General features: G+C 60.1%; 20 protein-coding genes, 1 rRNA gene and 1 pseudogene. 11 read left to right on the forward strand and 11 right to left on the reverse strand.

Going from position 1 to position 24,092, the window contains the following annotated elements; all coding sequences use genetic code 11:
* Window positions 1-3: 3 nt before the first annotated feature.
* A complete protein-coding gene (locus tag LQ215_RS06530) occupies window positions 4-513 on the forward strand; it encodes a hypothetical protein (RefSeq protein WP_230148098.1) in 510 nt (169 codons plus the stop codon).
* Window positions 514-1,462: 949 nt separating this feature from the next.
* Complete coding sequence (locus LQ215_RS06535) at window positions 1,463-1,684, forward strand: hypothetical protein (protein WP_042956428.1); 222 nt, start codon at window positions 1,463-1,465, stop codon at window positions 1,682-1,684.
* Window positions 1,685-2,046: 362 nt separating this feature from the next.
* Here the strand turns inward: LQ215_RS06535 and LQ215_RS06540 are convergent, their stop codons facing one another.
* On the reverse strand, window positions 2,047-3,372 hold the full coding sequence (locus LQ215_RS06540; RefSeq protein WP_230148100.1) for an APC family permease: 1,326 nt from the start codon (window positions 3,370-3,372) through the stop codon (window positions 2,047-2,049).
* A gap of 113 nt (window positions 3,373-3,485) precedes the next feature.
* Window positions 3,486-4,307, reverse strand: coding sequence for a carbon-nitrogen hydrolase family protein (locus tag LQ215_RS06545; protein ID WP_230148102.1), 822 nt, complete (start codon window positions 4,305-4,307; stop codon window positions 3,486-3,488).
* A gap of 121 nt (window positions 4,308-4,428) precedes the next feature.
* Here LQ215_RS06545 and LQ215_RS06550 point away from each other — a divergent pair, with 121 nt between their 5' ends.
* The gene (locus tag LQ215_RS06550) at window positions 4,429-5,229 is read left to right on the forward strand and encodes a helix-turn-helix transcriptional regulator (RefSeq protein WP_230148104.1); all 801 of its coding nucleotides are present in this window, start codon (window positions 4,429-4,431) and stop codon (window positions 5,227-5,229) included.
* A gap of 78 nt (window positions 5,230-5,307) precedes the next feature.
* Window positions 5,308-7,161, forward strand: coding sequence for a gamma-glutamyltransferase (gene ggt, locus LQ215_RS06555; RefSeq protein WP_230148106.1), 1,854 nt, complete (start codon window positions 5,308-5,310; stop codon window positions 7,159-7,161).
* Between the two features lie 243 nt (window positions 7,162-7,404).
* Here the strand turns inward: ggt and LQ215_RS29725 are convergent, their stop codons facing one another.
* Complete coding sequence (locus tag LQ215_RS29725) at window positions 7,405-7,860, reverse strand: methyl-accepting chemotaxis protein (protein WP_413817784.1); 456 nt, start codon at window positions 7,858-7,860, stop codon at window positions 7,405-7,407.
* A gap of 84 nt (window positions 7,861-7,944) precedes the next feature.
* Window positions 7,945-8,766 (reverse strand): annotated as a pseudogene (locus LQ215_RS29730) (PAS domain-containing protein); the annotation flags it as partial.
* Between the two features lie 167 nt (window positions 8,767-8,933).
* On the opposite strand from LQ215_RS29730, the gene LQ215_RS06570 reads away from it, so the two are divergent.
* From LQ215_RS06570 to LQ215_RS06580, 3 genes are all read left to right on the forward strand, one after another.
* Window positions 8,934-10,352 carry a short-chain fatty acid transporter gene (locus LQ215_RS06570; protein ID WP_230148108.1) on the forward strand — a complete coding sequence of 473 codons (1,419 nt, stop codon included), beginning with the start codon at window positions 8,934-8,936 and terminating at the stop codon, window positions 10,350-10,352.
* Between the two features lie 110 nt (window positions 10,353-10,462).
* Complete coding sequence (locus LQ215_RS06575) at window positions 10,463-11,626, forward strand: hypothetical protein (protein WP_230148110.1); 1,164 nt, start codon at window positions 10,463-10,465, stop codon at window positions 11,624-11,626.
* A gap of 180 nt (window positions 11,627-11,806) precedes the next feature.
* Entirely contained in the window at window positions 11,807-12,334 is a 528-nt protein-coding gene (locus tag LQ215_RS06580) for a lysine methyltransferase (protein ID WP_230148111.1), read from the forward strand.
* Between the two features lie 10 nt (window positions 12,335-12,344).
* On the opposite strand, the gene can is transcribed toward LQ215_RS06580, so the two are convergent.
* Complete coding sequence (gene can, locus LQ215_RS06585) at window positions 12,345-12,989, reverse strand: carbonate dehydratase (RefSeq protein WP_003205581.1); 645 nt, start codon at window positions 12,987-12,989, stop codon at window positions 12,345-12,347.
* A 132-nt stretch (window positions 12,990-13,121) separates the two neighbouring features.
* Between can and LQ215_RS06590 the strand changes: the two genes are divergently transcribed.
* Window positions 13,122-13,526, forward strand: a complete 405-nt coding sequence (locus LQ215_RS06590) for a serine kinase/phosphatase (RefSeq protein ID WP_230148113.1) — start codon at window positions 13,122-13,124, stop codon at window positions 13,524-13,526.
* Between the two features lie 323 nt (window positions 13,527-13,849).
* Here the strand turns inward: LQ215_RS06590 and rimI are convergent, their stop codons facing one another.
* Together rimI and LQ215_RS06600 are read right to left on the reverse strand one after the other, a co-directional pair.
* The gene (gene rimI, locus LQ215_RS06595) at window positions 13,850-14,302 is read right to left on the reverse strand and encodes a ribosomal protein S18-alanine N-acetyltransferase (RefSeq protein WP_003205585.1); all 453 of its coding nucleotides are present in this window, start codon (window positions 14,300-14,302) and stop codon (window positions 13,850-13,852) included.
* Window positions 14,295-15,074, reverse strand: coding sequence for an energy transducer TonB (locus LQ215_RS06600; RefSeq protein ID WP_230148115.1), 780 nt, complete (start codon window positions 15,072-15,074; stop codon window positions 14,295-14,297). The genes rimI and LQ215_RS06600 overlap by 8 nt, the downstream gene beginning before the upstream one ends.
* Window positions 15,075-15,255: 181 nt before the next feature.
* Here LQ215_RS06600 and mksB point away from each other — a divergent pair, with 181 nt between their 5' ends.
* The 3 genes from mksB to mksF are packed head-to-tail and all read left to right on the forward strand — an operon-like array spanning window position 15,256 to window position 20,064.
* Window positions 15,256-16,536, forward strand: a complete 1,281-nt coding sequence (gene mksB / locus LQ215_RS06605) for an Mks condensin complex protein MksB (RefSeq protein ID WP_230148121.1) — start codon at window positions 15,256-15,258, stop codon at window positions 16,534-16,536.
* Window positions 16,526-17,227 (forward strand): Mks condensin complex protein MksE, encoded by a 702-nt coding sequence (gene mksE / locus LQ215_RS06610; RefSeq protein WP_014340217.1) that lies wholly within the window; start codon window positions 16,526-16,528, stop codon window positions 17,225-17,227. The genes mksB and mksE overlap by 11 nt, the downstream gene beginning before the upstream one ends.
* Window positions 17,224-20,064, forward strand: coding sequence for an Mks condensin complex protein MksF (gene mksF, locus LQ215_RS06615; protein WP_230148123.1), 2,841 nt, complete (start codon window positions 17,224-17,226; stop codon window positions 20,062-20,064). Before mksE ends, mksF begins: the two co-directional genes overlap by 4 nt.
* 214 nt (window positions 20,065-20,278) lie before the next feature.
* On the opposite strand, the gene LQ215_RS06620 is transcribed toward mksF, so the two are convergent.
* The 4 genes from LQ215_RS06620 to rrf form a co-directional block, all read right to left on the reverse strand.
* A complete protein-coding gene (locus LQ215_RS06620; RefSeq protein ID WP_230148125.1) occupies window positions 20,279-22,582 on the reverse strand; it encodes a PqiB family protein in 2,304 nt (767 codons plus the stop codon).
* Window positions 22,575-23,198 carry a paraquat-inducible protein A gene (locus tag LQ215_RS06625; protein WP_230148126.1) on the reverse strand — a complete coding sequence of 208 codons (624 nt, stop codon included), beginning with the start codon at window positions 23,196-23,198 and terminating at the stop codon, window positions 22,575-22,577. Before LQ215_RS06625 ends, LQ215_RS06620 begins: the two co-directional genes overlap by 8 nt.
* The gene (locus tag LQ215_RS06630; RefSeq protein WP_072344579.1) at window positions 23,185-23,844 is read right to left on the reverse strand and encodes a paraquat-inducible protein A; all 660 of its coding nucleotides are present in this window, start codon (window positions 23,842-23,844) and stop codon (window positions 23,185-23,187) included. The genes LQ215_RS06625 and LQ215_RS06630 overlap by 14 nt, the downstream gene beginning before the upstream one ends.
* Window positions 23,845-23,992: 148 nt before the next feature.
* A 5S ribosomal RNA gene (gene rrf, locus LQ215_RS06635) occupies window positions 23,993-24,092 on the reverse strand; the annotation flags it as partial.

Here is a 24,092-nt window from a genome sequence, read left to right on the forward strand (position 1 = left end):
GGCGTGGACATTGCATCGGCCACGAATGAAGAAAAGCAGAGACTGTATGAGCGTCTCTACGTCGCCGTCGAAGATTTGGGCCTCGCACGCCAATACGCCCAACATCTACTGAAAAAAGGGTGGCACTCAGCGCCTTGGGAGCGGCGTGGTTCTATTTACATGCAGCAATCCGCATTTGTGACAGCACTTGTTGTTAGCTATGCGAGGGCATTCACCAAAAGCTACGGATGGCCGAGTCTTCCAGAAGGCTTTTTGCCGGAAGATCACGGCGCGACAACTCTGCATAAACGGCTGATGGGCCTTCGCCATGAGGTGTATGCACATTCGGACAGCAAGCACCATAAAGTCCAGCCTTGGCGCATAGACTCTAATGCGCTCACCGATTTGCGTGGCGCACCATTCTGGCGTTTTACGAAGGATGAATGTGAACAGATAACCGAATTGATTGATGGAATTCGGAAGCGACTAATACCAAAGATAACCATCATGCGAGCCGAAATTGCTGACGCATAGGAAACGAGCGCTGCACACCAACGGCCCTTGATTTAGCCTTTTGCAATACCAGGATGCGCGTTTCGCACTAGTGAAGACTGATTGACTTGGGTTTACAGATACCCTCTAAACTCACAGGGTACAGTTTTAAGGCCCTGCCGGTGACTGAGTTGCCACTGTTTCGAAGAGAAACGGAGTGACCGCTTTTGGCCGGTAGCGGCCTGTCACACCAGCGGGCTAATCGCTGATAGCTTGCTGACGCCTAGCAAAGGGCTCGTGCCTAATTGCCAATCATTGCTGATGGCCAGGCGAGAGTTCGACAAGTATTCTTTCCTTCTTATGGGTTTACTTCAGACCTCTGAAGCGTTACACCAGCTGGCTTAGTAACACGCCTAAAAAGCTAATGTTCAAACACAGTGTTACGCCAATAAATCCAATAAATACAGTCAGTTATAGACAACCGTTACACCAGTAACGTTCGTAACACTGCTTTTCACAAGGATGCGTATTCCCCCGCTCCCCGGAAGCATCAATGCCACCAGCGAACGTCAGGAGCAGTTCCAAATTTTGCCGGGGACCCTGAGGTGTCTTTAAGACACGGGGTCGGAAACCCGCAGCATCTTGTTAGCGACTGAGTTTTCTACGTCGGTTGACAGGTTGACGTGGTTGACACCATCCCCAAGGTTGACCGGCTTCAACCGTTCGCTATCAACAACACAATGGCTCACCTTTACCGTTGCGGTAACGATCCCCTTTTTTCGTCAGGATCCTTTCAATTTCAACGTTGAAATTTCAGTAAGCTGCAATCTCTGTCGCTACCAAGATCCCGCGGGTTTCCTACCCCGTGTGCAGCGAAATCTCCCAGGGTCCCCGGCGCAATTTTGCCCACCTGGTAAACAGGGCTACTGATATGCAATGCCACTGGCTCGATGTAGATTGGCTACATGGTCAACACGGGAGGGAGAACAGCATGGAAGACCCATCTCTGCTTGCGTCTGTGCTCAAACGAATGAATGAAAATCAGCTTGCCCTGGGAGCGGCTATCGAGGAGCTCTCAAACTGGGTTGAGCAACGAGGATCTACAGAGGTCGCGCAGAACATCAGGGGGGCACTGGAAACGCTGGATAGAAACTCAGGATTTCTCACCCTGGCCCTCGCCTCCCTGGCGGCAGAAGGACGGGCCAAGGAATAACTATCTTGGCATCAGCCCTGCTTGATCGAGGTACGCCATGTCTGGTGGCGCTTTGACAGGTGGAGGGTACATGGGAAAACAGTAGCCAGAAAAAGGCAGCGTGTATGCCCACATGTATGCCTAACCGAACGAAACGATAATAAACCCTTTAGATACAGCATCTTGAGCACCCAGTTCAAATGACTGTGTACCACCAAGTACCGATTCATAGATGTCTACAGCAGTCTATGAATCACCTCAAGAAGCCCGCCTCGTGCGGGCTTTCTTGTTTCTGGCTGTTTCTTTTTGTCTCTCTTCATCCGCCCCTCGTATTCCCCACGGCATATCCCCTCCAGATACAGAGGGGATACAGGCCAATGGGTTTATGCGGTTTCCTGGAAATCCATCTCCGGTGGCTGGCGCTGAAAGCCGCCTGTCAGCACCGCCAGGTACACCACGCCAATCGCCAGCCAACTCAGGCCCAGATAAATCGCCAGGTGATCGAGGCTGACCATCAACCACACATCCGCTGCCAGACCGATAAACGGGAACAGCAAGAACAACACAAATTCACGCAACCCCTTCTTCTCAGCGCCGATCCAGTAGTGAAAGATCACCGACAGGTTCACCAGGCTGAACGCCAGGAACGCGCCGAAGTTGATGAACGAGGTTGAGGTGGTGACGTCCAGCTTCAGCGCCAGCAAAGCGACCACGGCACACAACACAATGCTATTGACCGGCGTACCAAAGCGTTCATGCAGCGTGCCGAAGAACGATTTTGGCAGCACACCATCCCGACCCATGGCGAACAACAGGCGTGAGCCGCTCGCCTGGGCCGACAGCCCCGACGCGAACTGGCCGACGATCAGGCCGATCAGGAAGATCGACACGAACAGATCACCACCAATGTTGCGGGCGATTTCATAGGCGGCCGAGTCCACGCTGTCGAACTGGAACGATGGGTGCGCGATTTGCACGAAGTACGACACGCTGACGAAGATCAATCCGCCAACCAGGGTAATCAACATGATCGCTCGCGGAATGGTACGGCGTGGGTCGCGGGTTTCTTCGGTCAAGGTGCTCACCGCGTCGAACCCGAGGAATGAATAACAGGCAATGGCCGCACCGCTCATGATCAACGGCATCTGCATGTCACCGTTGAAGAATGGCTTGACCGACCACAACGGCGTGCTCGCATCACCGCCGACGTAATGAATGCACAGCGCAACGAAGGCGATCAGCACCAGGAATTGCACCAGCATTAATACTGCGTTGACACCGTTGGCCAATTTCAGGCCGACGATGTTGATCGCGCTCGTGATGCCAATGAACACCAGCACCCAGAGCCACTGCGGCACGCTCGGGAATGCGGAATGGAGGTAGGCGGCGCCGATCAGCCAAATTGCCATGGGCAAGAACAGATAATCGAGCAACACTGCCCAACCGGCGATGAAACCGAGTTTCGGGCTGATTGCCTTGCGCACGTAGCTGTAGGCCGAACCTGCGACGGGAAATGCAGCGGCCATTCGGCCGTAGCTCATGGCGGTAAAAAACATCGCCACCAGTGCCGCCAGGTAAGCAGCCGGGACCATGCCGGAGGTGGATTGCGCGAGGATGCCGAAGGTACCGAGGACAATGATCGGTGTCATATAGGCGATGCCAAACAGCACCACCGCCCCCAGTGAAAGGGTGCGTTGCAAACGAGCCATGAGCGACTACTCCGAATTTATTAGATTTATGGCAGAGCCGAGTTCGGCGCAAATTTCGGGTGTTACGTTGTTGTTCTGGTTTTTGGCCAACAGAAATGCATGTGTTGTCAGGGTCAACGTGCGGGAATCAGCAGCTCCCGCAATCCGCAAGGGTGCTCAACGATCTCTCCCGCTATTTTCAGCCGCTGATCGTCCAGATACCGATAATCACGTCGCGCCGCCTTCAGCTGATTCAGGTCCAGTTCCACGGCAAACTGCCCCTCCTCACGCCCGGCCTCGAACAGCAACTTGCCCAGCGGGTCTACCAGGGCGCTGCCGCCGGCAAAGACCAACCCGCCATCACCCTCTTCTACCCGGTTGACCATCAGCGCAAACGCCTGGTTTTCCTGGGCACGCGCCATGACCGCGGTGCGGTGAGTCGGACCATAGGGGTCCATGTTGCCGTTGGTGACGATCAGCAGCTCGGCGCCCAATTGCGCCAAGGCTCGGGCGGTTTCCGGGAATTCGATGTCGTAACAGATCAGCAGGCCGACCCGCACGCCATTCCACTCACATGTGGCATAGCGATCTCCGGCCTCGAACACACCGCGATCCGACGCCCAGAGGTGCGTCTTGCGGTATTTCAGCGCGATGCCTTGCGGGGTGATCAGCAGCGTGGTGTTGTAGAAGCGGCCGTGGTCGTTCTCGGCCACGCCGATCACCACGGCAACGTCATGCTCGCGGGCCGCAGCAATCACCGCACTGACGGTCGGACCGTCCAGCGGTTCGGCGCTCTGGGCCACTGTCTCAAACGATGGAAAGCCCATCAGGTGAGTTTCGGGAAACACGATCAATTGCGTATCGGCCGCACAGGCGGCAATCGCCTCCAGAGCGCGTTCGAGGTTGTAAGCCGTATTGTTATCACGGCCCGCAAACTGGGCGAGTTCGATTTTCATGGGTATTCCTTGTTCTTGACCAGGCGCAAAGATTGCCCGGTCGTTGTCTGTGCGCCAGTATGCGCAGCAAGCCAACGGCCGGAAAATCACGCCGCTGGGGTAACCCGATAGGGGTAGAGGCATGACACTTTCGTTAGACGATATCGCGTGGCACCGCTCGATCGGGCAATTGATCGAGGCCTTGGACAAGCCCAATTTCTGGACGCAGCTAGTGCGTTTGCTGGACCAGTACGTCCCCTTCGACAGCTGGGTGGCGCTGCTTTTCAGTGCGGATCAGCACCCGCAAGTGTTTGCCGAATGCCCGGGCGCGCACGGCACTCCCGATCAATTGTTCCAGGATTATCTGCGCGGGTTGTATCTGCTCGATCCGTTCTACATCGCCTGTCGGGAGCAGTCGCGCAGCGGCCTGTATCGCCTGTCGGAAGTGGCACCGGAACATTTTGAGTTGACCGAATATTACCAGCGGTACTTCCGGCTGAATGTGGTGTCCGATGAAATCCAGTTCAATTGCCAGCTCGAAGACGATCGCACGCTGTGCCTGTCGTTGGGCAGCAAGCAGCGGTTCAGTGGCCAACAGATTGCCTTGCTGTCGCTGATCCAGCCTTGGATACTCGGCCTGTTACGCCAGCGCCTGCCGTACGAAATCAACGAAGTGGTGGCCCTCGCGCCAGTATCGCCGCAAGTCGATTGGCGAGTGCAACTGGAAGCGTCCGTTCAGCAACTCAAAGGCGCGCAACTGACGGCACGGGAGTTGGATGTAGGCCGCTTGATGCTCAGTGGATGCTCCAGCAAGGAAATTGCCCGCAAGCTGGAGATCTCTGTCGAAACAGTGAAAGTTCATAAAAAACATATGTATAGCAAACTGGGAATCAAGTCCCAGTCCGAGCTGTTTTCGATTTTTCTCCAAGCGCAGAACGCCTGACTTCTCCCAATCTCTCCCGCTGATTTGCGCCCCACGCCTCGCATCGCTACAGTCGATATCCATACCCCCGGCCCACGGATGGAGCGACACGTGCCTACAGACCTGAAACCGAACCTTCGTCACCTGTCAGCCGTTTCGTTACTGGCTGTCGCCCTGACACTCATCGCCTGTAAGGCCCCGCCCTCCTCCACCGCCACACCGCCCCTGCCTTCCCCGCCGGAAATCATGTCCGGCTACCGCACCGATCTGCAAACCCGCCACGCCGACAAGCACATGGCCGCCGCGGCCAACCCCTTGGCGGCCGAGGCCGGGCGGGAGATGTTGCGACGTGGCGGCTCGGCCATCGACGCGTCGATCGCGATGCAAGCGGTGCTGACGCTGGTGGAACCGCAATCTTCAGGCATCGGCGGCGGCGCGTTCATTGTGCTGTGGGATGGCAAGGCCGTGCGCACCTACGACGGTCGCGAAACGGCACCGGCCGGCGCCACTGAAAGACTTTTCCTGCAAGCCGACGGCAAACCCATGCCGTTTACCACTGCCCAGATCGGCGGCCGCTCCGTGGGTACGCCGGGGGTGTTGCGCGCCCTGGAACTGGCCCACCGCAAACACGGGCGCCTGAAATGGGCGGAGCTGTTCGAGCCGGCCATTGCGCTGGCGGAGCAGGGTTTCGCGATCTCCCCCAGGCTGCACGCCTTGATCGCGTCCGACCCGTCGTTGCCGGGCTCGCCCGACATGGCGGCGTACTTTCTCAATGCCGATGGCAGCCCGAAGGCCGTCGGCACCGTGCTGAAAAACCCGGCATTGGCAGGCGTGCTCAAGCGCATCGCCAACGAAGGTCCCGATGCGTTGTACAAAGGGCCCGTTGCCGAGGAGATCGTCGCCAAGGTGCAAGGCCACGCCAACCCCGGCAGTCTTTCGCTGAACGACCTTAAGGGCTACACCGCACGGGAGCGGCCCGCGTTGTGCACCGACTACAAGCGCTGGCAGATCTGCGGCATGCCACCACCGTCTTCAGGCGGGGTGGCCGTGGCGCAGATCCTCGGGACGTTGCAGGCCCTGGAACAGCGCGACAGCAACACGGCTCTCGCCCCCTTGAAACCCCTCAAGACCGCTAAACTCGCCGGCATTGAACCCGCCCCCGAAGCGGTGCACCTGATCGCCGAAGCCGAGCGCCTGGCCTACGCTGACCGCGCCCAATACATCGCCGACCCGAATTTTGTAGCCGTGCCGCTCAAAGGGCTGGTCGATCAAGGTTACCTTGCCAGCCGAGCCAGCCTGATCGGCCCACGCAGCATGGGCGTCGCCAAGCCTGGGACACCGCCGGGCATTCAGGTGGCCTATGCGCCGGACCGTTCGCCACTGCGCATTTCCACCTCGCAAGTGGTGGCGGTGGATGACCAGGGTGGTGCCGTCTCCATGACCACCACGGTGGAGTCGGCGTTCGGCTCGCACTTGATGGTCCAGGGTTTCATGCTCAACAATCAGATGACCGACTTTTCCTTCATCCCTGAAGAAAACGGGCAAAAAGTCGCCAACCGCGTCGAACCCGGCAAACGCCCACGCTCATCCATGGCACCGACGCTGATCTTCGATCGTCAGGGTAGACTGCTGGCCGCTGTCGGCTCCCCCGGCGGTTCGCAAATCATCGAATACGTCGCCAAGTCAGTCATTGGTCTGCTGGATTGGGACCTGGACCCGCAAACCGCCATCAACCTTCCCAACTTCGGCAGCCGTAATGGCCCCACCGAACTGGAAAAGGGGCAGTTCAGCCCGGCGTTGATCCAGGCGCTGAAAGACAAAGGCCATACGGTGAGCGAGATCGACATGAACAGCGGCACCCAGGCGATCGTCCGGGTGCGTGATGCGCAAGGGAAAACGTCTCTGGCTGGCGGCGCGGATCCGCGGCGCGAAGGTGCAGCGCTGGGGGATTGAGCACTCGCTGATCAGGTTGAGTCAGCGTGCCAGGATGTTGAATGTGTGGCCGCCATCGCGAGCAAGCTCGCTCCCACAGGAGGTGGCGGCGAACACAATATCAAGGCTATTCAGGGAGAACTGTGGGAGCGAGCTTGCTCGCTCCCACAGGGGGTTGGTGGCGAACATAATCTCAGGGCTTTCCCGGATAAAACTGTGGGAGCGAGCCTGCTCGCGATGGCGGCAGCTCGCTCAGCAGGTTTCTCAAGTCGATAGCTGGTTGGCAAACTGGCTCACTGCATCGACCACCTTCTTCGCCCCATCCTGGATCTCGACGATCACCGTCCCCGCCTCGGCGGCCAGGGCCAGGCCGTGTTCGGCCTGATGCTGGCCGTCGGTCATCAGGGCCACGGCGTTGCGGGCCATGTCCTGGTTCTGGCGGACCACGCCAACGATTTCATCGGTCGCCTGGCTGGTGCGCGATGCCAGTTGGCGCACTTCATCGGCCACCACCGCAAAGCCACGACCTTGCTCGCCGGCCCGGGCCGCTTCGATCGCGGCGTTGAGCGCCAGCAGGTTGGTCTGTTCGGCGATGCCGCTGATAGTCTTGACGATGGTACCAATCACCAGGGATTGCTCGTTCAAGGCCTCGATGCCTTCACCCGCGGTTTGCATGTGCCGGGCCAGGTCGCGCATCACCTCCACGGCCTGGGTCACCACTGTCGTGCCGCGCTGGGCAGTGTTGTCGGTCTGCTGCGAGGTGCTGTAGGCGATGCTGGCCGCCTCGGCGACGGCTTTTTCCTGGTTGACCTGGTCCGTGATGTTGGTAGCGAACTTGACGACTTTATACAGTCGGTCGTTGGCATCGACCACCGGGTTGTAGGAGGCCTCCAGCCAGACTTCACGACCATTGCTGTCGATGCGCTTGAAGCGGCCGGCCACGAACTCGCCGCTGTTCAGGCGCTTCCAGAACTGCTGGTAGGCCGCACTGTTATATTCCTCAGGCTCACAAAACGTGCGGTGATGCTTGCCCTTGATCTGCGCAAGGCTGTAACCCATGGCGTTGAGGAAACGATCATTGGCCGTCAGTACGTGACCGCCCAAATCGAATTCGATCACCGCCGTTGACCGCACCAACGCACCGATGAGGTTTTCATGCTCACGAGAGGCCTCGATGGTGCGGGTCAGGTCACTGGAATAGATCGAAAAATAGCGAACCCGCCCGTCGGCACCCCGTACGGGCTGGAGAATTGAGCGCAGCCAGGCTTCCTGGCCATTGCCGCGCAACAGGCGCACGGCACCGCAAAAGTGCTCGCCACGGGTCAGCGCCGACTTGAAGCGAACCTGGAACTCATTGGATTTCAGGTACGCGGGAACCAGCTCATCCACAGGCCGGCCAATCAAGTCCTGGCTCTTGTAGTGCATCTCGTCGAGAAAATTCTGATTGACCGATTGAATCCGTCCACCGGCATCCAGGGTGAGGCCAAGCATTTCGCGATCCAGGCTCTCCTTGACTTGCACAAGGCTGGACAGTTCTTGGCGAAGAGCCAGTAGCTCCTGCTTCAGGCGGTTGTTGAACATGGGCAGCTCCGACAGCAGGAGAGTTAAATGCTGTTCCCAAGCCATCGGCCCAGTGTTTTTTTTCTAAAGAGCGCACGAGGCCGTACTGAAAATAACCTTGGGCACCCTCGAACCCGATAAGCCTCCCATGGTCACTGGATTGTTCTACTGTTGCGCCTGACCTTTGAAGCCTTGCCATCAATACCCATAACCATAAAAACGAGGTAATTGCCGTGACCACCGACATCGAAGACAGCCGTTCCGCCCGCTTTGCCTTGCGCTGTTCCAGTTTCGCCGAGCGCTGGTTCCCCGACTCCTGGGTCTTCGCCGCGCTGGCGGTGCTGGTGGTCGCCGTGGCGACACAATTCATCGGCGCCACGCCCACGGCGGCGGCCATGGCGTTCGGCGACGGCTTCTGGAGCCTGATCCCGTTCACCATGCAAATGGCCTTCGTGGTGATCGGCGGATACGTGGTCGCCAGTTCGCCTCCGGCCGTCAAACTGATTGACCGACTGGCACGGATTCCGACCAACGGCCGTTCCGCTGTGGCGTGGGTGGCGCTGATTTCCATGGTCGCGTCGCTGCTCAACTGGGGCCTGTCGTTGGTATTTGGCGGCTTGCTGGTGCGCGCCCTCGCCCGGCGCACCGACCTGAAAATGGACTACCGCGCCGCCGGGGCCGCTGCTTACCTGGGCCTGGGCGCTGTGTGGGCCCTGGGCTTGTCTTCGTCGGCGGCGCAATTGCAGGCCAACCCGGCCAGCCTGCCGCCCTCGATCCTGTCCATTACCGGCGTCATTCCCTTTACCCAGACCATTTTTCTCTGGCAGTCCGGGGTCATGTTGCTGGCGCTGATCGTGATTTCCCTGATCGTCGCCTACGCCACCGCCCCCGGGCCGAACAGCGCCCGTGACGCCGCCGCTTGTGGTATCGACCCGACCTTCAGCATGCCCGCGTTGCAGCCGCGTACCCGCCCAGGGGAGTGGCTGGAGCACAGTCCGCTGCTGATCATTGCCCTGGTGCTGCTGGCAGCCGGCTGGCTGTTCCATGAATTTTCGACCAAGCCTGCGATCAGTGCCATTTCCGGGCTCAACACCTACAACTTCCTGTTCATCATGCTCGGGGCCTTGCTGCACTGGCGGCCGCGCAGCTTTCTCGATGCCGTGGCCCGCGCGGTGCCGACCACCACGGGCGTGTTGATCCAGTTTCCGTTGTACGGCTCGATCGCCGCGTTGCTGACCACGGTCAAGGGCAGCGATGCCCAGACGTTGGCCCATCATATCTCGACTTTTTTCGTCCAGATCGCCTCCCATGACACCTACGCCTTGTTGATGGGAGTCTATTCGGCGGTACTGGGCTTTTTCATTCCTTCTGGCGGCGGCAAGTGGATCATTGAAGCGCCCTATGTCATGCAGGTGGCCAACGACCTGAACTATCACCTGGGCTGGGCGGTGCAGATCTATAACGCCGCCGAAGCGCTGCCGAACCTTATCAACCCGTTCTACATGCTGCCGTTGCTGGGGGTCCTGGGGCTGAAGGCCAGGGACCTGATCGGTTTTTCCTTCGTGCAGTTGCTGGTGCACACGCCGTTGGTGCTGGCGCTGCTATGGGCACTGGGGACAACATTGAGTTATTTGCCGCCAGTGATGCCATAACGCCACAAAAGGGCCGATATTTCCCTCGGCCTACTTTTTCTTCGGCCCGGTCTGTTTCAGTATGGGGGCGCCCTGGTTCAAGGGTCCCTCACGCTGAAAAGGATCTGAGCATGTTCAAACTTGCAGTACTTCCGCTGGCCGCCCTGGCCGCCCTGAGCGCCACTGCTCACGCCGACGACATTGACGTACAACTGGGCAGCACCGAACGCGTCACTCGCCTCTTCGCCTACCCCAACAACTGCAACGTCATCTGCTTTCGGGACTGGACCCTGGAGCAGACCGTCGAGCATTACCTGACCCAGAGCGTACAGCGCGACGGCTACAGCACGGCCAAGGTCAGCGTCAAAAGCGACAACGATAAAGTCTATGCCCATATCAGCGGCGTACCGAAGAGCTACGGCCAACCGCTCAAGGCCCTGCTCGACGCCGGGGACCTGGCGTACAACGGCGCCTCCAAACTCAACAGCGACCATAAATGGTCCTACAACTGGTACCTGTTCCTGCCGCTGGGCATGGCCCTGGAAAACCGCAAGAGTGTCGAGTTGCTGCACTTCCCGCCGGATTACTCCCTGACCCAGGCCCAGGACTACCTGGAGTCGGCGACCACCGATCGTTGGGCCACGCTGCTGACCGTCAACGGCATTGCGGTTGAACAGACGCCGGCCTACCAGACCATCATCGACATCGCGCCCATCGCGGCGCCATCCAACGCCGGCAGCACATTGGAGGGGCTCTACAGCTACTTCAACGATTACCAGACCACCATGGTCACGCAGGTCACCCAAACCGCCAGCGGCGCCGCATTGCCGATGGTGGCCTTCGGAGCGCCCGTTCGGAACTGGATCAAGACCCAATACGGCCAGACCGTGAATGTGCTCAGCTTGGCGACCATCACAACCGGCAGCGGGGTCAAGGTCCCGGTGCTGGGCTCCAACCACCCAAGCTATATCTGGTACGCCGCCGACAAGGACAACTTCGACGGTGACGAAGCCAAGGCCGATGCCGCTGGCTTGAAAGTCATGGGCCAGGACCTGAGCGCTGCATGCTGGCAGGCCGGCATGGGCAGCAAGCCGGGCACCGACCCGAATACCTTGCTGAACCAGTGCACGCAAACCTGGCAAGTCACGCAGAAGGAGAAAACCTGCGAGTTGTTCTACACCTCGGTGCGCAAACTGAGCGAGGAAGACGCGGCGAAAAAATGCGAAACGCCGGCGATCAAGTCACAACTTCCGCAACTGAAAGTGCCTATGCCGCTGCCTGCCGAGGCGGTCTAGACCTTGGGATGCTTTCCCGCGTAAGCCTGGGCTGACACGGGAAAGCGCCTTTGGCGCCTGTCAGAGTCGACAGTAGATGGCGGCCCCGACTTGGGCGAAGCTATCAAGGTTTTTTTCAAACACCGCCGGCAGGATCGCCAGCGTCATAAAGTCGAGTGTTTATCACCGACAAGGACCGTCATGAGCACGTTCATTACAGATCGAGCCGGTTCGCTGTACCGGGATTGCATCTATCCGGAAAAACAACTCAGCACCCGCCTGGGCTACCCCTCAGTGCGCGATTTCGAAGTGCATCAAACGACCGATGGGCGCGGCAACGGCATCATCGCTCGCAAACCATTCGCCCCCATGGAGAGGATGTGCAGGGTATCGGGGCTGCTGGTGAGCCGACGGCGTCTGCACACGCTGCAGATCCTGCCGGACGTCCACATGTATGACCCGCGCTTCGCCGGATTGCTGCTGCATTCCTGCAACCCGAATGTCTTCCTCGACATGAGCGAACTGTGGCTGTGGTCACTGGCCCGTATCGATGAAGGCGATTGCTTGACGATGGACTACGCCAGTACCGAACAGAAACTGTATCGACAGTTCGCCTGCCGGTGCGGTTCGTACAACTGTCATGGCTGGATTACCGGCTATGACGAACCGCCCAATGAGCAGGGAATGAAGTTTCTACGGCACTGGCGCCGTCAATGTCACCGCGGCTGACGAACCAGGCTCAGGGTGCGTCGACCGGCCGCAACCGATACTGCGGCGGCAACTGTTCGAAACCGCTGATCGTGGTGTCCAGGCTCTTCCAGCGTCCGTCCTTGATGCCGTAGATGCAGCCATGGATCGACAGTTTCTGCCCGCGATGCCAGGCGTTCTGCACTATGCTGGTATGGCCGACGTTAGCCACCTGCTGGATCACGTTCAGCTCGCACAGGCGGTCGACACGTTCCTCCTCGGTCGGCAATTGGCCCAACGCCTCGCGATGCTCGTAGTACAGGTCGCGAATCGAGCGCAGCCAGCCGTCGATCAGGCCCAGTTGCCGGTCCTGCATCGAGGCACGCACGCCGCCACAGCCGTAATGGCCGGTGACCAGGATATGCTTGACCTTGAGCACGTCCACCGCGTACTGGATGACCGACAGGCAGTTGAGGTCCGTGTGCAACACTACGTTGGCCACGTTGCGATGTACGAACAGATCGCCCGGCAGCATGCCGACGATTTCGTTGGCCGGCACCCGCGCATCGGAACAGCCGATCCACAGGTACTCCGGGGTTTGCTGACGAGCCAGCTTGGAGAAGAAGTCAGGATCTTCCTGCTTGATCGCATCGGCCCAGCGCGCGTTGTTATCAATCAGATCTTGTAATTCGTTCATGCTGTCTAGCCTCGATTGAGAGTGCGCAACTGTGACAAACGACCGCCGGTCGAGGTCACGTCGGCGATGCATTGGAATTCCTGGGTGCGCTGCCGGTCGACACCAGTAAGGCCCATAGTATGAGGAATTGCCATGAATGATTCACGACGCCCCTTCGATGCGACGCAACCCGAACCCATCGACGACAACGAAGATCGCATGGGCTCGATGCATGAACTGGAGTTCGACGAAGAAGAACCCAGCGCGAAAATCGGTGACGAACTGCCGGAAAACGAACGCGAGCACCTGATGCCTCGCGAACGCGTCCGTGAAGCCGGGCTGACCGGGGCTTCGACGGAGGATCACGAATCGACCGACGACGACATGAGCCCGGAAACCCTCATCCACGAAGACGGCGCCCGGGACGCCCACGAGACCGGGGACGACGAACAGGCGGACTGGGACCTGAGCGTGGTGGATGAAAATGATATTGGCGGAGGCGATGGGCTGGACGAAGCGGAAATGGCGGATATCGATCCGCTGGATGGCAAGCGCTGACCCGACACTCGCCATCGCGAGCAAGCTCGCTCCCACAGGGTTTTGTGTTTGGCCTCGGATTTAATGTACACCGCCAAGCCCCTGTGGGAGCGAGCTTGCTCGCGATAGCGGTGGATCAGTTTGCATCAATGTTGGATGTACCGCCGTCTTCGCGAGCAGGCTCGCTCCCACAGTGGTTTTGTGTTTGGCCTCGGATTTAATGTACACCGCCAAGCCCCTGTGGGAGCGAGCTTGCTCGCGATAGCGGTGGATCAGTTTGCATCAATGTTGGATGTACCGCCGTCTTCGCGAGCAGGCTCGCTCCCACAGGGGGGCGTGGAAGTTCAGTCCACCAAGGTACAAGCCATGACCACCGCATCCTCACGCCCGCCCACCGCCGGGTAGTAATCCCGGCGCCGGCCAATTTCATTGAAGCCATAGCGCTCATACAGCCGGAACGCAGTGCGGTTGCTGTCGCGCACTTCCAGGAAGCACTCCCGGGCCTCGGCCTTGTAGGCAATCGACATCAAGTGTTCCAACAGGCGCAAACCCAGGCCACGGCCCTGGTTTTCCGGTTTGACGGTGATATTGAGCAGGTGCGCCTCATCCAGGATGATCTGCACCACGCCATGGCCCACTTGCTGTTGGCCTTCGAACATCAGCCAGATCTGGTATTTGCCCAGCCCGTCGAGAAAGATCCCCCGGGTCCAGGGGTGGCTGTAGGCGGCGTATTCGATTTTCAGTACAGCGTCGAGGTCCGCCTCGGTCATCGGGCGGAACGATACAGCGTCACTCATTCGATTCTTTCCAGCGCGCCATCAGCCGGCGCATGGCTTGCCAGACATCAGCCTTGCGTTGTGGCGTTTCCATTAACAGTTCCAACCCGGGCAACGCCCAGGCCGAGCCCAGGCCTTCGACCTGCAGTTCGCGATTGAACGCTTCGGCGTCCGCCTCGCCGGCAAACTTCACCGCCGGCAGGCCGATCAGCCACAGGCACACGCAGGACTCTTCTTCGAGGCGCGCCGAAACGAACCCCTGGACAAAATCCCGCGCCGCTTCCGGCCCCTGGTCCATGGTGCCGCGCGACAACAGCGGCCAGCGCACCGGTTCGCCAATGATCTGCGGGCTATCCGGCAGACCGGCGGCGCGCAGCATGTCCTTGAGCAGCAAGTAGGCTGGATCGCGGCTTTGAAACGGCTCACCCGTAGGCAACTCCACCAACAGCAGGCAACGCCCGGCCCGCAGCAGTTGCAAGGCGAAACGCGGCGGGGCGACGTAGGGTGCCTTGGGTGGCGCCTCGACAACCTCTTCCACCGGCTTGGCGTTGGTACGGGTCGAGGCCAGGCTCGGACGCGGCACTTCGATTTTTGGCCGTTCGACCACGGGTGCCACCGGCTCGACGACCGTCTTGGCCTCAGGCGCGGTCACGGCCGGCGCGATGTACTCGGGCTCGGGCGCTTCCAGCAGCTCGGGCCGCGACGGGGCGGCGAACGGCAATTCGGTACGCGGCAGCCAGTTGACCACCTGCATGGCGGTCAGATAGGCGCGGCGACGGGACTCGATAAGCAAGGGTCGGCCACTTGTGGATAACTGAAAGTGGGAGGGATTCTACCGCCCTTCGGCGCGGATCGCTTCCCTGTTGAGCCAATAGTTGATCGATAGCAAACGACAGTCCGTCCAAGGGGTGAATCGCAACCGGCCCGATGCAGTACAATCGCCGCTTTTAATTGCCAACCCGACGGCCATTGCGATGATCGAACCCAAGCGCGTCTTGCGCGCCCTCGCTGAACACTGGGCATTGCTGGAACCTTTGTGCGAGCACTTCGACCAGGGCACCCTGAGCCTCAACGAATTGCGTTCACAGCTGGCCGCCCAACAACTGGACAGCACGCCCCAGGACATCACCAGCCTGCTGGACGTGTGGATCCGCCTGGACATCCTCGTGCCGGTGGCGAAAAGCCCGAACCGCTTCGAGCTCAACGCCCAGATCCATGACTTCCTCGCCTACCTGCGCCGCGAACACCGCCTGGGCCTGTGCCTGGAGATCGAAGCCTACCTGCGCCACCTCGAGCGCCTGGCCGGTTACATCCAGGACGCCTTCGATGTGCGCGACGGCAACGACCTGGCCCGCCAGTTGCGCCTGCTGGACATGCGCGTGCGCGACGTGCTCAAGAAACTCGCCAACGACGAACAGGCCCTGGTGGCCGTGGCCGAACGGGCCAAGACCAGCGATCGGCAAATCCCGCTGCGCCAGCGCTACGCCGAAGTGCTGGCGACCTGGGACGAATACGTCGAGCCGATGATCCAACTGGTGAACGCCGACGGCGCCTTCGAGCAAGGCGTGCGCAAGGTCGAGAATGTGCTGTTGCGCATGCTCACCGAACAACAGCGCCTCGGGCACCTGGTGGACGACGACATGCTGCTGCGCACCCACGCGCGCATCCTCGAGATGCAGACCAGCGCCCAACTAACCTTGCGACATGCCCGTGAACTGCTCCTGCCGCTGCGCGAAGAGGCTCGCCGTCACAATGCCGTGACCCGTGGCGCCGCCCTGGCCCTGGCCGCTATCCGGCGCAAAGGCATCGACGCCGTGCCGCAGGCCGCCATGCCGCTGTTCACCCGGCCGCAAAGCACCTTCCTGGGCAGCGCCAGCCAGGTCGAAGCCTATGTCTATGCGCTGGCCCGTTTCGAGCCGAAACCGGCGCGCTTCCCCAAGTCCCACAAGACCCACAAGGGCGGCGAAGCACCGCGTGCGCCACGCACCGTGCGCGAGATGGTCGAGCGTTGCGAAGATGCCCTGCCGATGCCGGACCTGATGTCCTGGCTGCTGGAGCAGGAACCGGACGGCGCCACCGACGAATTGCTGTACTGGTTCTCGCGCCTGTCGCGGGAAAAACGTTTCAAGCGCGAGCGCCTGGAGCGCCGCGACTATCACACTCACGAGCATCAGGTCAGCCTGCGCTCCTTCGCCCTGCTCTCGGCCGGCGACACCGCCGCCGAGGATTCTGCGAGCATCCCCCATGCATCTTGATCTATCCGAACTGTCCCAGCTGGCGCCGATCTTCCGCGAGCTGTTCAAGGGCTACCACGTCAGCCGCCGCGACCCGGAGCTGTACGCGCAACTGTCGAACTTCCAGGACCAGTACCGCACGCTGTTCAAGGCCCTGGGCTTCGAGCTGGTGTGCGACACCCGTGGCTTCTACTATTTCGTGCCGGACCTGGCCGCCGCGGCGGTGAACAAGACCGCCCAGCGCCTGGCCCTGTTCACCTTCATCCTGGTGGAGCACTTGGCCGACCAGGGCCGCGACCCGATTGCCGTGCTCGACGGCGGCAGCCTGGGCCGCGATGAGCTGCCCTCGCTGTTGGAAAAGTACCGCGACCTGTTCATCCAGGCCGAAGTACAGACCCAGGAAGAGCTGGAAGAAAAAATCATGCGGCGCATGACCCAACTGGGTTTCGCCAGCGAAGAAAACGGCGTGTACCGCTTCCTGCCGCCGATGCATCGCTTCCTCGACGTGTGCCTGTCGGTCCAGCAAGACCGCGACCTGGCCGCCAGCCTGCACAGCGTGCTGCCGTTGCCGGCGCCGGTGCTGATCGACGAAGACAGCGACGAAAAATTGCTGCAGACCGATGATCCGCTGGACCTCAGCGAATTTGAAGGTGAGAGCGAAGAAGATGCACTGGCCCGCGCCATTGCCGAAGAACAGGAGACCGACGCATGAGCAAGGAACGCTACGGCATCCGCCGCTTTGCCCTTTTGAACACCGCCGGCTACAGCCTCGGCTTGTTCCCCCTGGAAGAACCGCTGTCGGTCTATGGCGCGAACAACCTCGGTAAATCCGCCTCGATCAACGCCCTGCAGTTCCCGATCCTGGCGCGAATGTCGGACATGAGCTTCGGCAAATACAGCCTGGAGCAGTCCCGGCGCTTCTACTTTGCCTCGGACACCAGCTACATCCTGGTGGAAGTCGCCCTGCCCCACGGCCCGCACGTGATTGGCGTGGTCGGTCGCGGCCCGGGCGGCGGTTTCGGTCACCAGTTCTTTGCCTACGCCGGCAAACTGGACCTGGCCCACTATCAGAAAAATGACACCTGCCTGCGGCAGAAAGAGCTGTTCACCAACCTGGAGCGCGAAGGCCTGAAAGCCTACGAACTCAAGCCCGATGAACTGCGACGCCTGCTGGTGGGTGGTCACACCTCGATCCCGCTGGACCTGACGCTGATCCCGCTGCGCTCCACCAGCGAGCAAAGCCTCAAGACCTTCCGCGCGCTGTTCATCAACCTGCTGCACATGCGCGAAATCACCGCGGCCAAGCTCAAGCAACTGTTCCTCGACGCGTTCGAGCACAGCCTGCGCTCCGGTAGCGTGGACTACATCGCCGCGTGCGAAGAAGCCTTCCGCGACGTACGCCGCATGGAGCAGGACTACAACTCCCTGGTGGCCGCTGGCCCGCTGGTGGAAGCCCTGGCCAATGGCGTGAAGCAGCGCGATATCCTGCGCGGCAAATTGCATCGCCTGTCGCCGTTGCTCGATTCGTTGCTCGGCACCTGGTCGGACTACGCCAGTGCGCGCAAGGAAGAGCTGACCATCCAGGCCGAGCACTACCGCAACGAACAGGATTCACTGCAGAACGACCAGCGCGGCGGCACCCAGGAGCTGATGCGCCTGGAGCGGGAGATCAGCGGCATCCAGCGCTGGCTCGGCGAGCTTTCGGTGCTCAAGCACCGCTTTGCCCTGGTGGATGACGTCAAGGTCCTGGAGCAGCAACTGCTCGCCGCCAAGGACGCCCACGACGAACTGGCCGGCGCCCTGGCCCAGTCCCGGCAGTTCAGCGCCGAGGATCTGGAAGAGCGCCTTCGCGACTTGGAAAAACGCCTGAAGTCGGTCAAGCAGCAACTCGATCACGCCGACAACAACAGCTACGCCCGCCTGCGCGAAGAGTTCTCGCAACAGGACGTCGAACGCCTGATGCGCCTGTTCAACAGTGCCCTGTTCAGCCTGCCGCTGGGCGAACACGGCATCGCGCTGGACGAGAACGGCGAGTGGGTCAAATCCATGGAACTGATCCTCGACGGCTTCAAGGGCGAGCGTTTCGAAGTGCCGGGCCTGTCCATCGACCTGTCCCATATCGAGCCACCTGCCCTGCAAGCCCTGGCCGACCGCGCCGCGCTGCGCGACCAGAAAGAACGCCTGGAAAAAGAACTCAAGCAGCTCAAGACCCAGCAAGCCGTGGCCGCCGACCGCGCCGCGAGCAAGACCCAGACCGAGGCGCTGTACCAGCAGGTCCTCGATGCGCAAAAAGCCCTGGAAGACTTCCGTCGCAGCCAGACCCTGAGTGCCGAGGAAGGCGAGAAGCTCGAGCAACTGGCGCAGATGGAAGCCGCCCAGGACGAACTCAAGCGCTCCAGCGATGCCTTCACCGAGCGCGTCCAGCAATTGTCCGCCAAGTTGCAATTGGTGGGCCGGCAGATCGCCGACATGGAAGCCAAGCAACGCACCCTCGACGATGCCCTGCGCCGTCGTCAATTGCTGCCGGCGGACTTGCCGTTCGGCACGCCGTTCATGGACCCGGTCGACGATTCCATGGACAACCTGCTGCCCCTGCTCAATGACTACCAGGACAGTTGGCAAGGGCTGCTGCGGGTCGACGGCCAGATCGAAGCGTTGTATGCCCAGGTGCGCCTCAAGGGCGTGGCCAAGTTCGACAGCGAAGACGACATGGAGCGACGCCTGCAACTGCTGATCAACGCCTATGCCCACCGCACCGACGAAGCCCTGACCCTGGGCAAGGCGCGCCGTGCGGCGGTGACCGACATCGCCCGGACCCTGCGCAACATCCGCAGCGACTACGACAGCCTCGAGCACCAACTGGCGCTGTTCAACCGCGAGATCAACAAGCGCCAGGTCTCCAACCTGCAGAGCTTCCGGATCGTCCTGGCGCCGAACAAGGAAGCGCTCAAGCACATCGACCAGATCATCCACAGTGCAGGCCAGTACGAGGAAGGCGAGACGCTGTCGGTGTTCGACCTCAGCCAGAGCGCCGAGCAGGACAACAAGAACGAAGAAGCCAAGGAGTACCTGGCGCGGCTGGTGGCGGCGAACCACAACCAGCTCGGCCTCAAGGACCTGTTCGAACTGGCGTTCGAGATCACCAAGGTCAACGGCCAGCCAGTGATCCACACCGACATCGACGGCGCGGCGTCCAACGGCACCACCATGACCATCAAGGCGCTGACCAACATGTACTTGTTGCTGCACCTGATGGACCGCGAACAGGCCGGCCGCGTGCGCCTGCCGTACTACCTGGACGAAGCGGCGGACATCGACGAGAAGAACCAGGCCGCCCTGCTGGAAACCAGCCTGCAACTGGGCTTCGTGCCGATCCTGGCCAGTGTGAAGCCGCAAGTCTGCGCTAGTGTTGCCATTGACCTGGAAGGAGGCAGCGGTCCGAACGGTATCTACATCGACGAAGCGGACTGGAAGTACATCCGTCGTCACGATGCGGTGAAGGCCACGGCGAATGTCCAGGCCGACGAGCCGGAGCTGGATCCGGTGTGAGGTGAATTACCGGGCATGAAAAAGGCCGCGATCCATTGGATCGCGGCCTTTTTTATTGCGCTGGTTTTGAGTCGTCAGTGCAACTGATGGCCTCATCGCGAGCAAGCTCGCTCCCACAGGTTTGGCGTCGTTCATGGCAATCAAGTACGACATTCATCCATTGTGGGAGCGAGCCTGCTCGCGATGGCGTCAGAACAGACTAACGCCACTCCAATCACTTACCGAGACTGATCTTCGGCGCCCAGGTCAGCCATTCATCTTCAAACTTATCGAACAACGGGAAAGTCTGCTCCGGTCGAGCCGGATTGCCCATTCGTTCGCCATCCGGCGTTGCGAACGCAATGCCGCCCTGGATAAGCGTTTCAAGCGACTCGGTGCGCACCGTCGCGCCCTTGAACAGACCAAAGTCCAGACCGAAACCACTGCTATTCCAGAAACGTGTGCCGCTGCGCACCAGCGGCGCATACTTGGGCTCGATCAGGATATGGATCAGCACCCGGTCCGCGGTCTGGCCCAGTTCATAACCAGTGACCTTGCCCACCGTGATCTCGCGGTAGGTCACCGGTACGCCGATCTTCAACGAACCACGGCGGGCCGCGCTCAGCACCAGGCTCAATCCCGCTTCGGGCACAGCGCTTTCCGGTGGGTTGACCAGGGCCACGAAGCTTTTCTGCGGCCCGAGGTTTTTCGCCGAAGGCTGCACTTCAATGTATTGGCCGGTGACCAGCGTTTCCAGGTTGGAGGTCTTCATCAACCCCAACTCCGGCTTGACCACCCAGAACTGGGACCCGACCCGGGCGATGCGCTCCGGCACTTCGGTAATACGCGCCGTGAGCAGCACCGATTGCATATCGGCGCTGAGATCAACATCCTCGATCTTGCCCACATCCAACCCCTTGAACCGGATCGGCGTACCACTGCGCAAACCATCGGCGCGATCGACCTTGATCGTGATCTCGGTGCCTCGCTGTTGTGCGGCTTCGTGATCGGCGAACAGGCGGAAACGGGGGATGCGTCTTTTCAGCGGCACATTCGGTTCCGGCGTTTCGAAGGCAATCCCGCCGGCCATCAGGCTTTGCAGGGACTCACTCTTGACCTGGATCCCGCCCGTCAAACCTCCCGTAAGCGTGATGCCACTGGCGTTCCAGAAGCGGGTCGAGCCGTTGACCAGCCCTTCGTACTCCTTCTCGATGTGCACACCAATGATCAGCTGCTTCTTCTTGCGGGAGAACTGGTAGCTCTGCACCGACCCGACCTTGACCTGCTTGTAGAGGATCGGACTGCCGACCTCCAGCGATCCGAGGTTTTCGGTCAGCAGGACCAGGTGCAGCCCCGGGGAGCGCAAGTCCAGTGGTGGTGCTTTTGCCCGAGCTTCGAACTCGCGTTGCGGCGCGCCGCCCTTGTCACCCGGTCGCACGGCAATGTAGTTGCCCTTGACCAACGCTTCCAGGCCGGTGATACCCGCCAGGGAGATCGACGGCTTGACGACCCAGAACTGCGTGCCGGTTACCAGGTAATCTTCGGCCAAGGGGTCCAGGGTCAATTCAGCCGTGGCGCTGGACAGGTCCGGATCGACCTTGAGGTTCTTCAGGCTGCCAACCTGGATGCCTTTGTACATGACCGGCGTACGACCGGCCTGTAGCCCTTCGAAATCGCTGAGCTTGACCTTCACTCGAATACCCGCGGCTGCGGCGTCAAAATCTTCGTAGAGGCGGAACGGCAGGCTTGGGTCCGTCGGCGGGCTGTCCTTGCGGCTTTCCGGCGTGGCGAAGGCAATCCCTCCGGCCACGATGCTGGACAGGGACTCGCTGCGCACTTTGACGCCCGAGAGGTTGGCATCGATGCTGATGCCACTGGCGTTCCAGAAACGCGTGTGTTTGCGCACCAGGCTGGCATAGGTCGGCTCGATGAAGATTTTGATCTCGACCTTGCTTTGATCCTCGGACAGCAGGTAGCTCTTCACCTGACCGACCTGGATCTGTTTGTAGAACACCGGGCTGCCACGGTTCAGCGAACCCAACCGATCAGCCTTGAGGGTCAGGTGTAAACCCGGCTTGGCGTCCGACAGCGGCGGCTCTTCGGCCAGGGCCTTGAATTTACGGGTCGACTCCCCTTCACCCGGGCTGATAGCCACATAGTTACCCGACACCAGGGTTTCCAGGCCGGTGATCCCGGCCAGGCTCACGCTCGGCTTGACCAGCCAGAAACGTGTTCCGGTCTTGAGGTATTGCTCGACGTCCTTGTTCATCTCGATGGTCGCGACCACGCCCTTGGAGCTGCCTTCGTCATCGAGGGTAAGGGCCGTCACTTTACCGACCGTCATCCCCTTGTAGACGACTTCGGTTTTGTTGACCTGGATGCCTTCGCCGCTCTCAAAGCGCACGTTGATCTCGATTCCGGTCTCGTTATAAGCCCGCCAGCCGAGCCAGCCGCCGATGATCAAGGCAATCAGCGGCAGGACCCAGATGGCCGACCAGTTCGAAGCCGGTCGAGTTTTAGCGGTAGGCAAATCAGTCATGGTCGTCATCCGACTCCGTGTTATCCCAAATCAGTCGGGGATCGAAGGTTACTGCGGCAATCATTGTCAAAATCACTACGCTGGCGAAAGCGATCGCGCCGAGACCGGCTTCGACACTGGCGAGCCGTCCGAAATTCACCACGGCCACCAAAATGGCGATCACGAAAATATCCAGCATCGACCAGCGACCAATGAACTCGATGAATCGATACATAAAGATGCGTTGCCGCGCCGACATCGGCTGATGCCGCTGCACGGAAAATAACAGCAAGGCGATGCCCACCAGTTTGAAAGTGGGTACGACGATGCTGGCGATGAACACCACGGCGGCAATAGGAATCATGCCGTGTTGAACCAACTCGATGACACCGGCCATGATGGTGCTCGGGGCGCCCTGGCCCAGCGAGTTGATAGTCATGATCGGCAAGATGTTGGCCGGAATATAAAGAATCGCGGCCGTGATCAACAATGCCCAAGTTCGCATCAAGCTGTTCGGGCGACGGGGGTGAACCAGCGCGCCGCAGCGAGTACAAGTTTGGTTGTCCGCCTCAGCATCCAGCCGATTCAACTCGTGGCACTCCGTACAGATCAGAATCCCTGCATCAATCGCCCGCATGGGCATCTTCTCCTGACAACGCCTGCCAGATCTGATGGGGTGACATCACCACCTCCAGCCAGACCTGGACCAGCAACAAACTGATGAAGCACACCAGGCCAAGGCCTACGGTGATGGCCGCCATGTCTGCCAACTTGACGATAGCCACCAGCACGCCCATGAGGTAGACCTCAAGCATCCCCCAATCTCGCAGATGGTGATAAATGCGATACAGCAACAAACCGTAACTACGGCCAAAATCCAAGCGAATGGACAACAACACCACCAACTGGCAAAGCAACTTGAGTAGCGGAATGCCCATGCTGCACAGGAACACCACTGCCGCGATGCCTTGCATGCCGGTATCAAACAGGCCGACCACCCCGCTCCAAACGGTGTCCTGGGAGGACTGCCCGAGCAGATTGAGTTCCATGATGGGGAGGAAGTTGGCCGGCACATATAACAGCAGGGCCGCGATAACCAAGGCAAGGCTGCGTTCAACGACATTGTGCCGGTGAGCATAGAGCTCATAGCCACAACGGGGGCACTCGGCTTTTTCACCATGGGCCAGCTGAGGCTTGCGCATCAACAGGTCGCACTCATGACACGCCACCAGATCGCTCAGGGGCAGATCTGACAACCTATCAATGTCTGACGGATCGGGCATAAACAGCTCTGGCTCAGCTAAGGTGGGGCTATTCTAGTGCTCCAGCTCGGAAATAACTGTGCAAATTTATCACGAGCTTTCGCAGACTTTCCTGGGAGAAAAAACAAAACCCCTACCTGCATCAGCAGATAGGGGTTTCGGAATTTAATCTTGACGATGACCTACTCTCACATGGGGAAACCCCACACTACCATCGGCGATGCATCGTTTCACTGCTGAGTTCGGGATGGGATCAGGTGGTTCCAATG

The organism is Pseudomonas brassicacearum (assembly GCF_918698105.1).
Lineage (GTDB): Bacteria > Pseudomonadota > Gammaproteobacteria > Pseudomonadales > Pseudomonadaceae > Aquipseudomonas > Aquipseudomonas brassicacearum_F.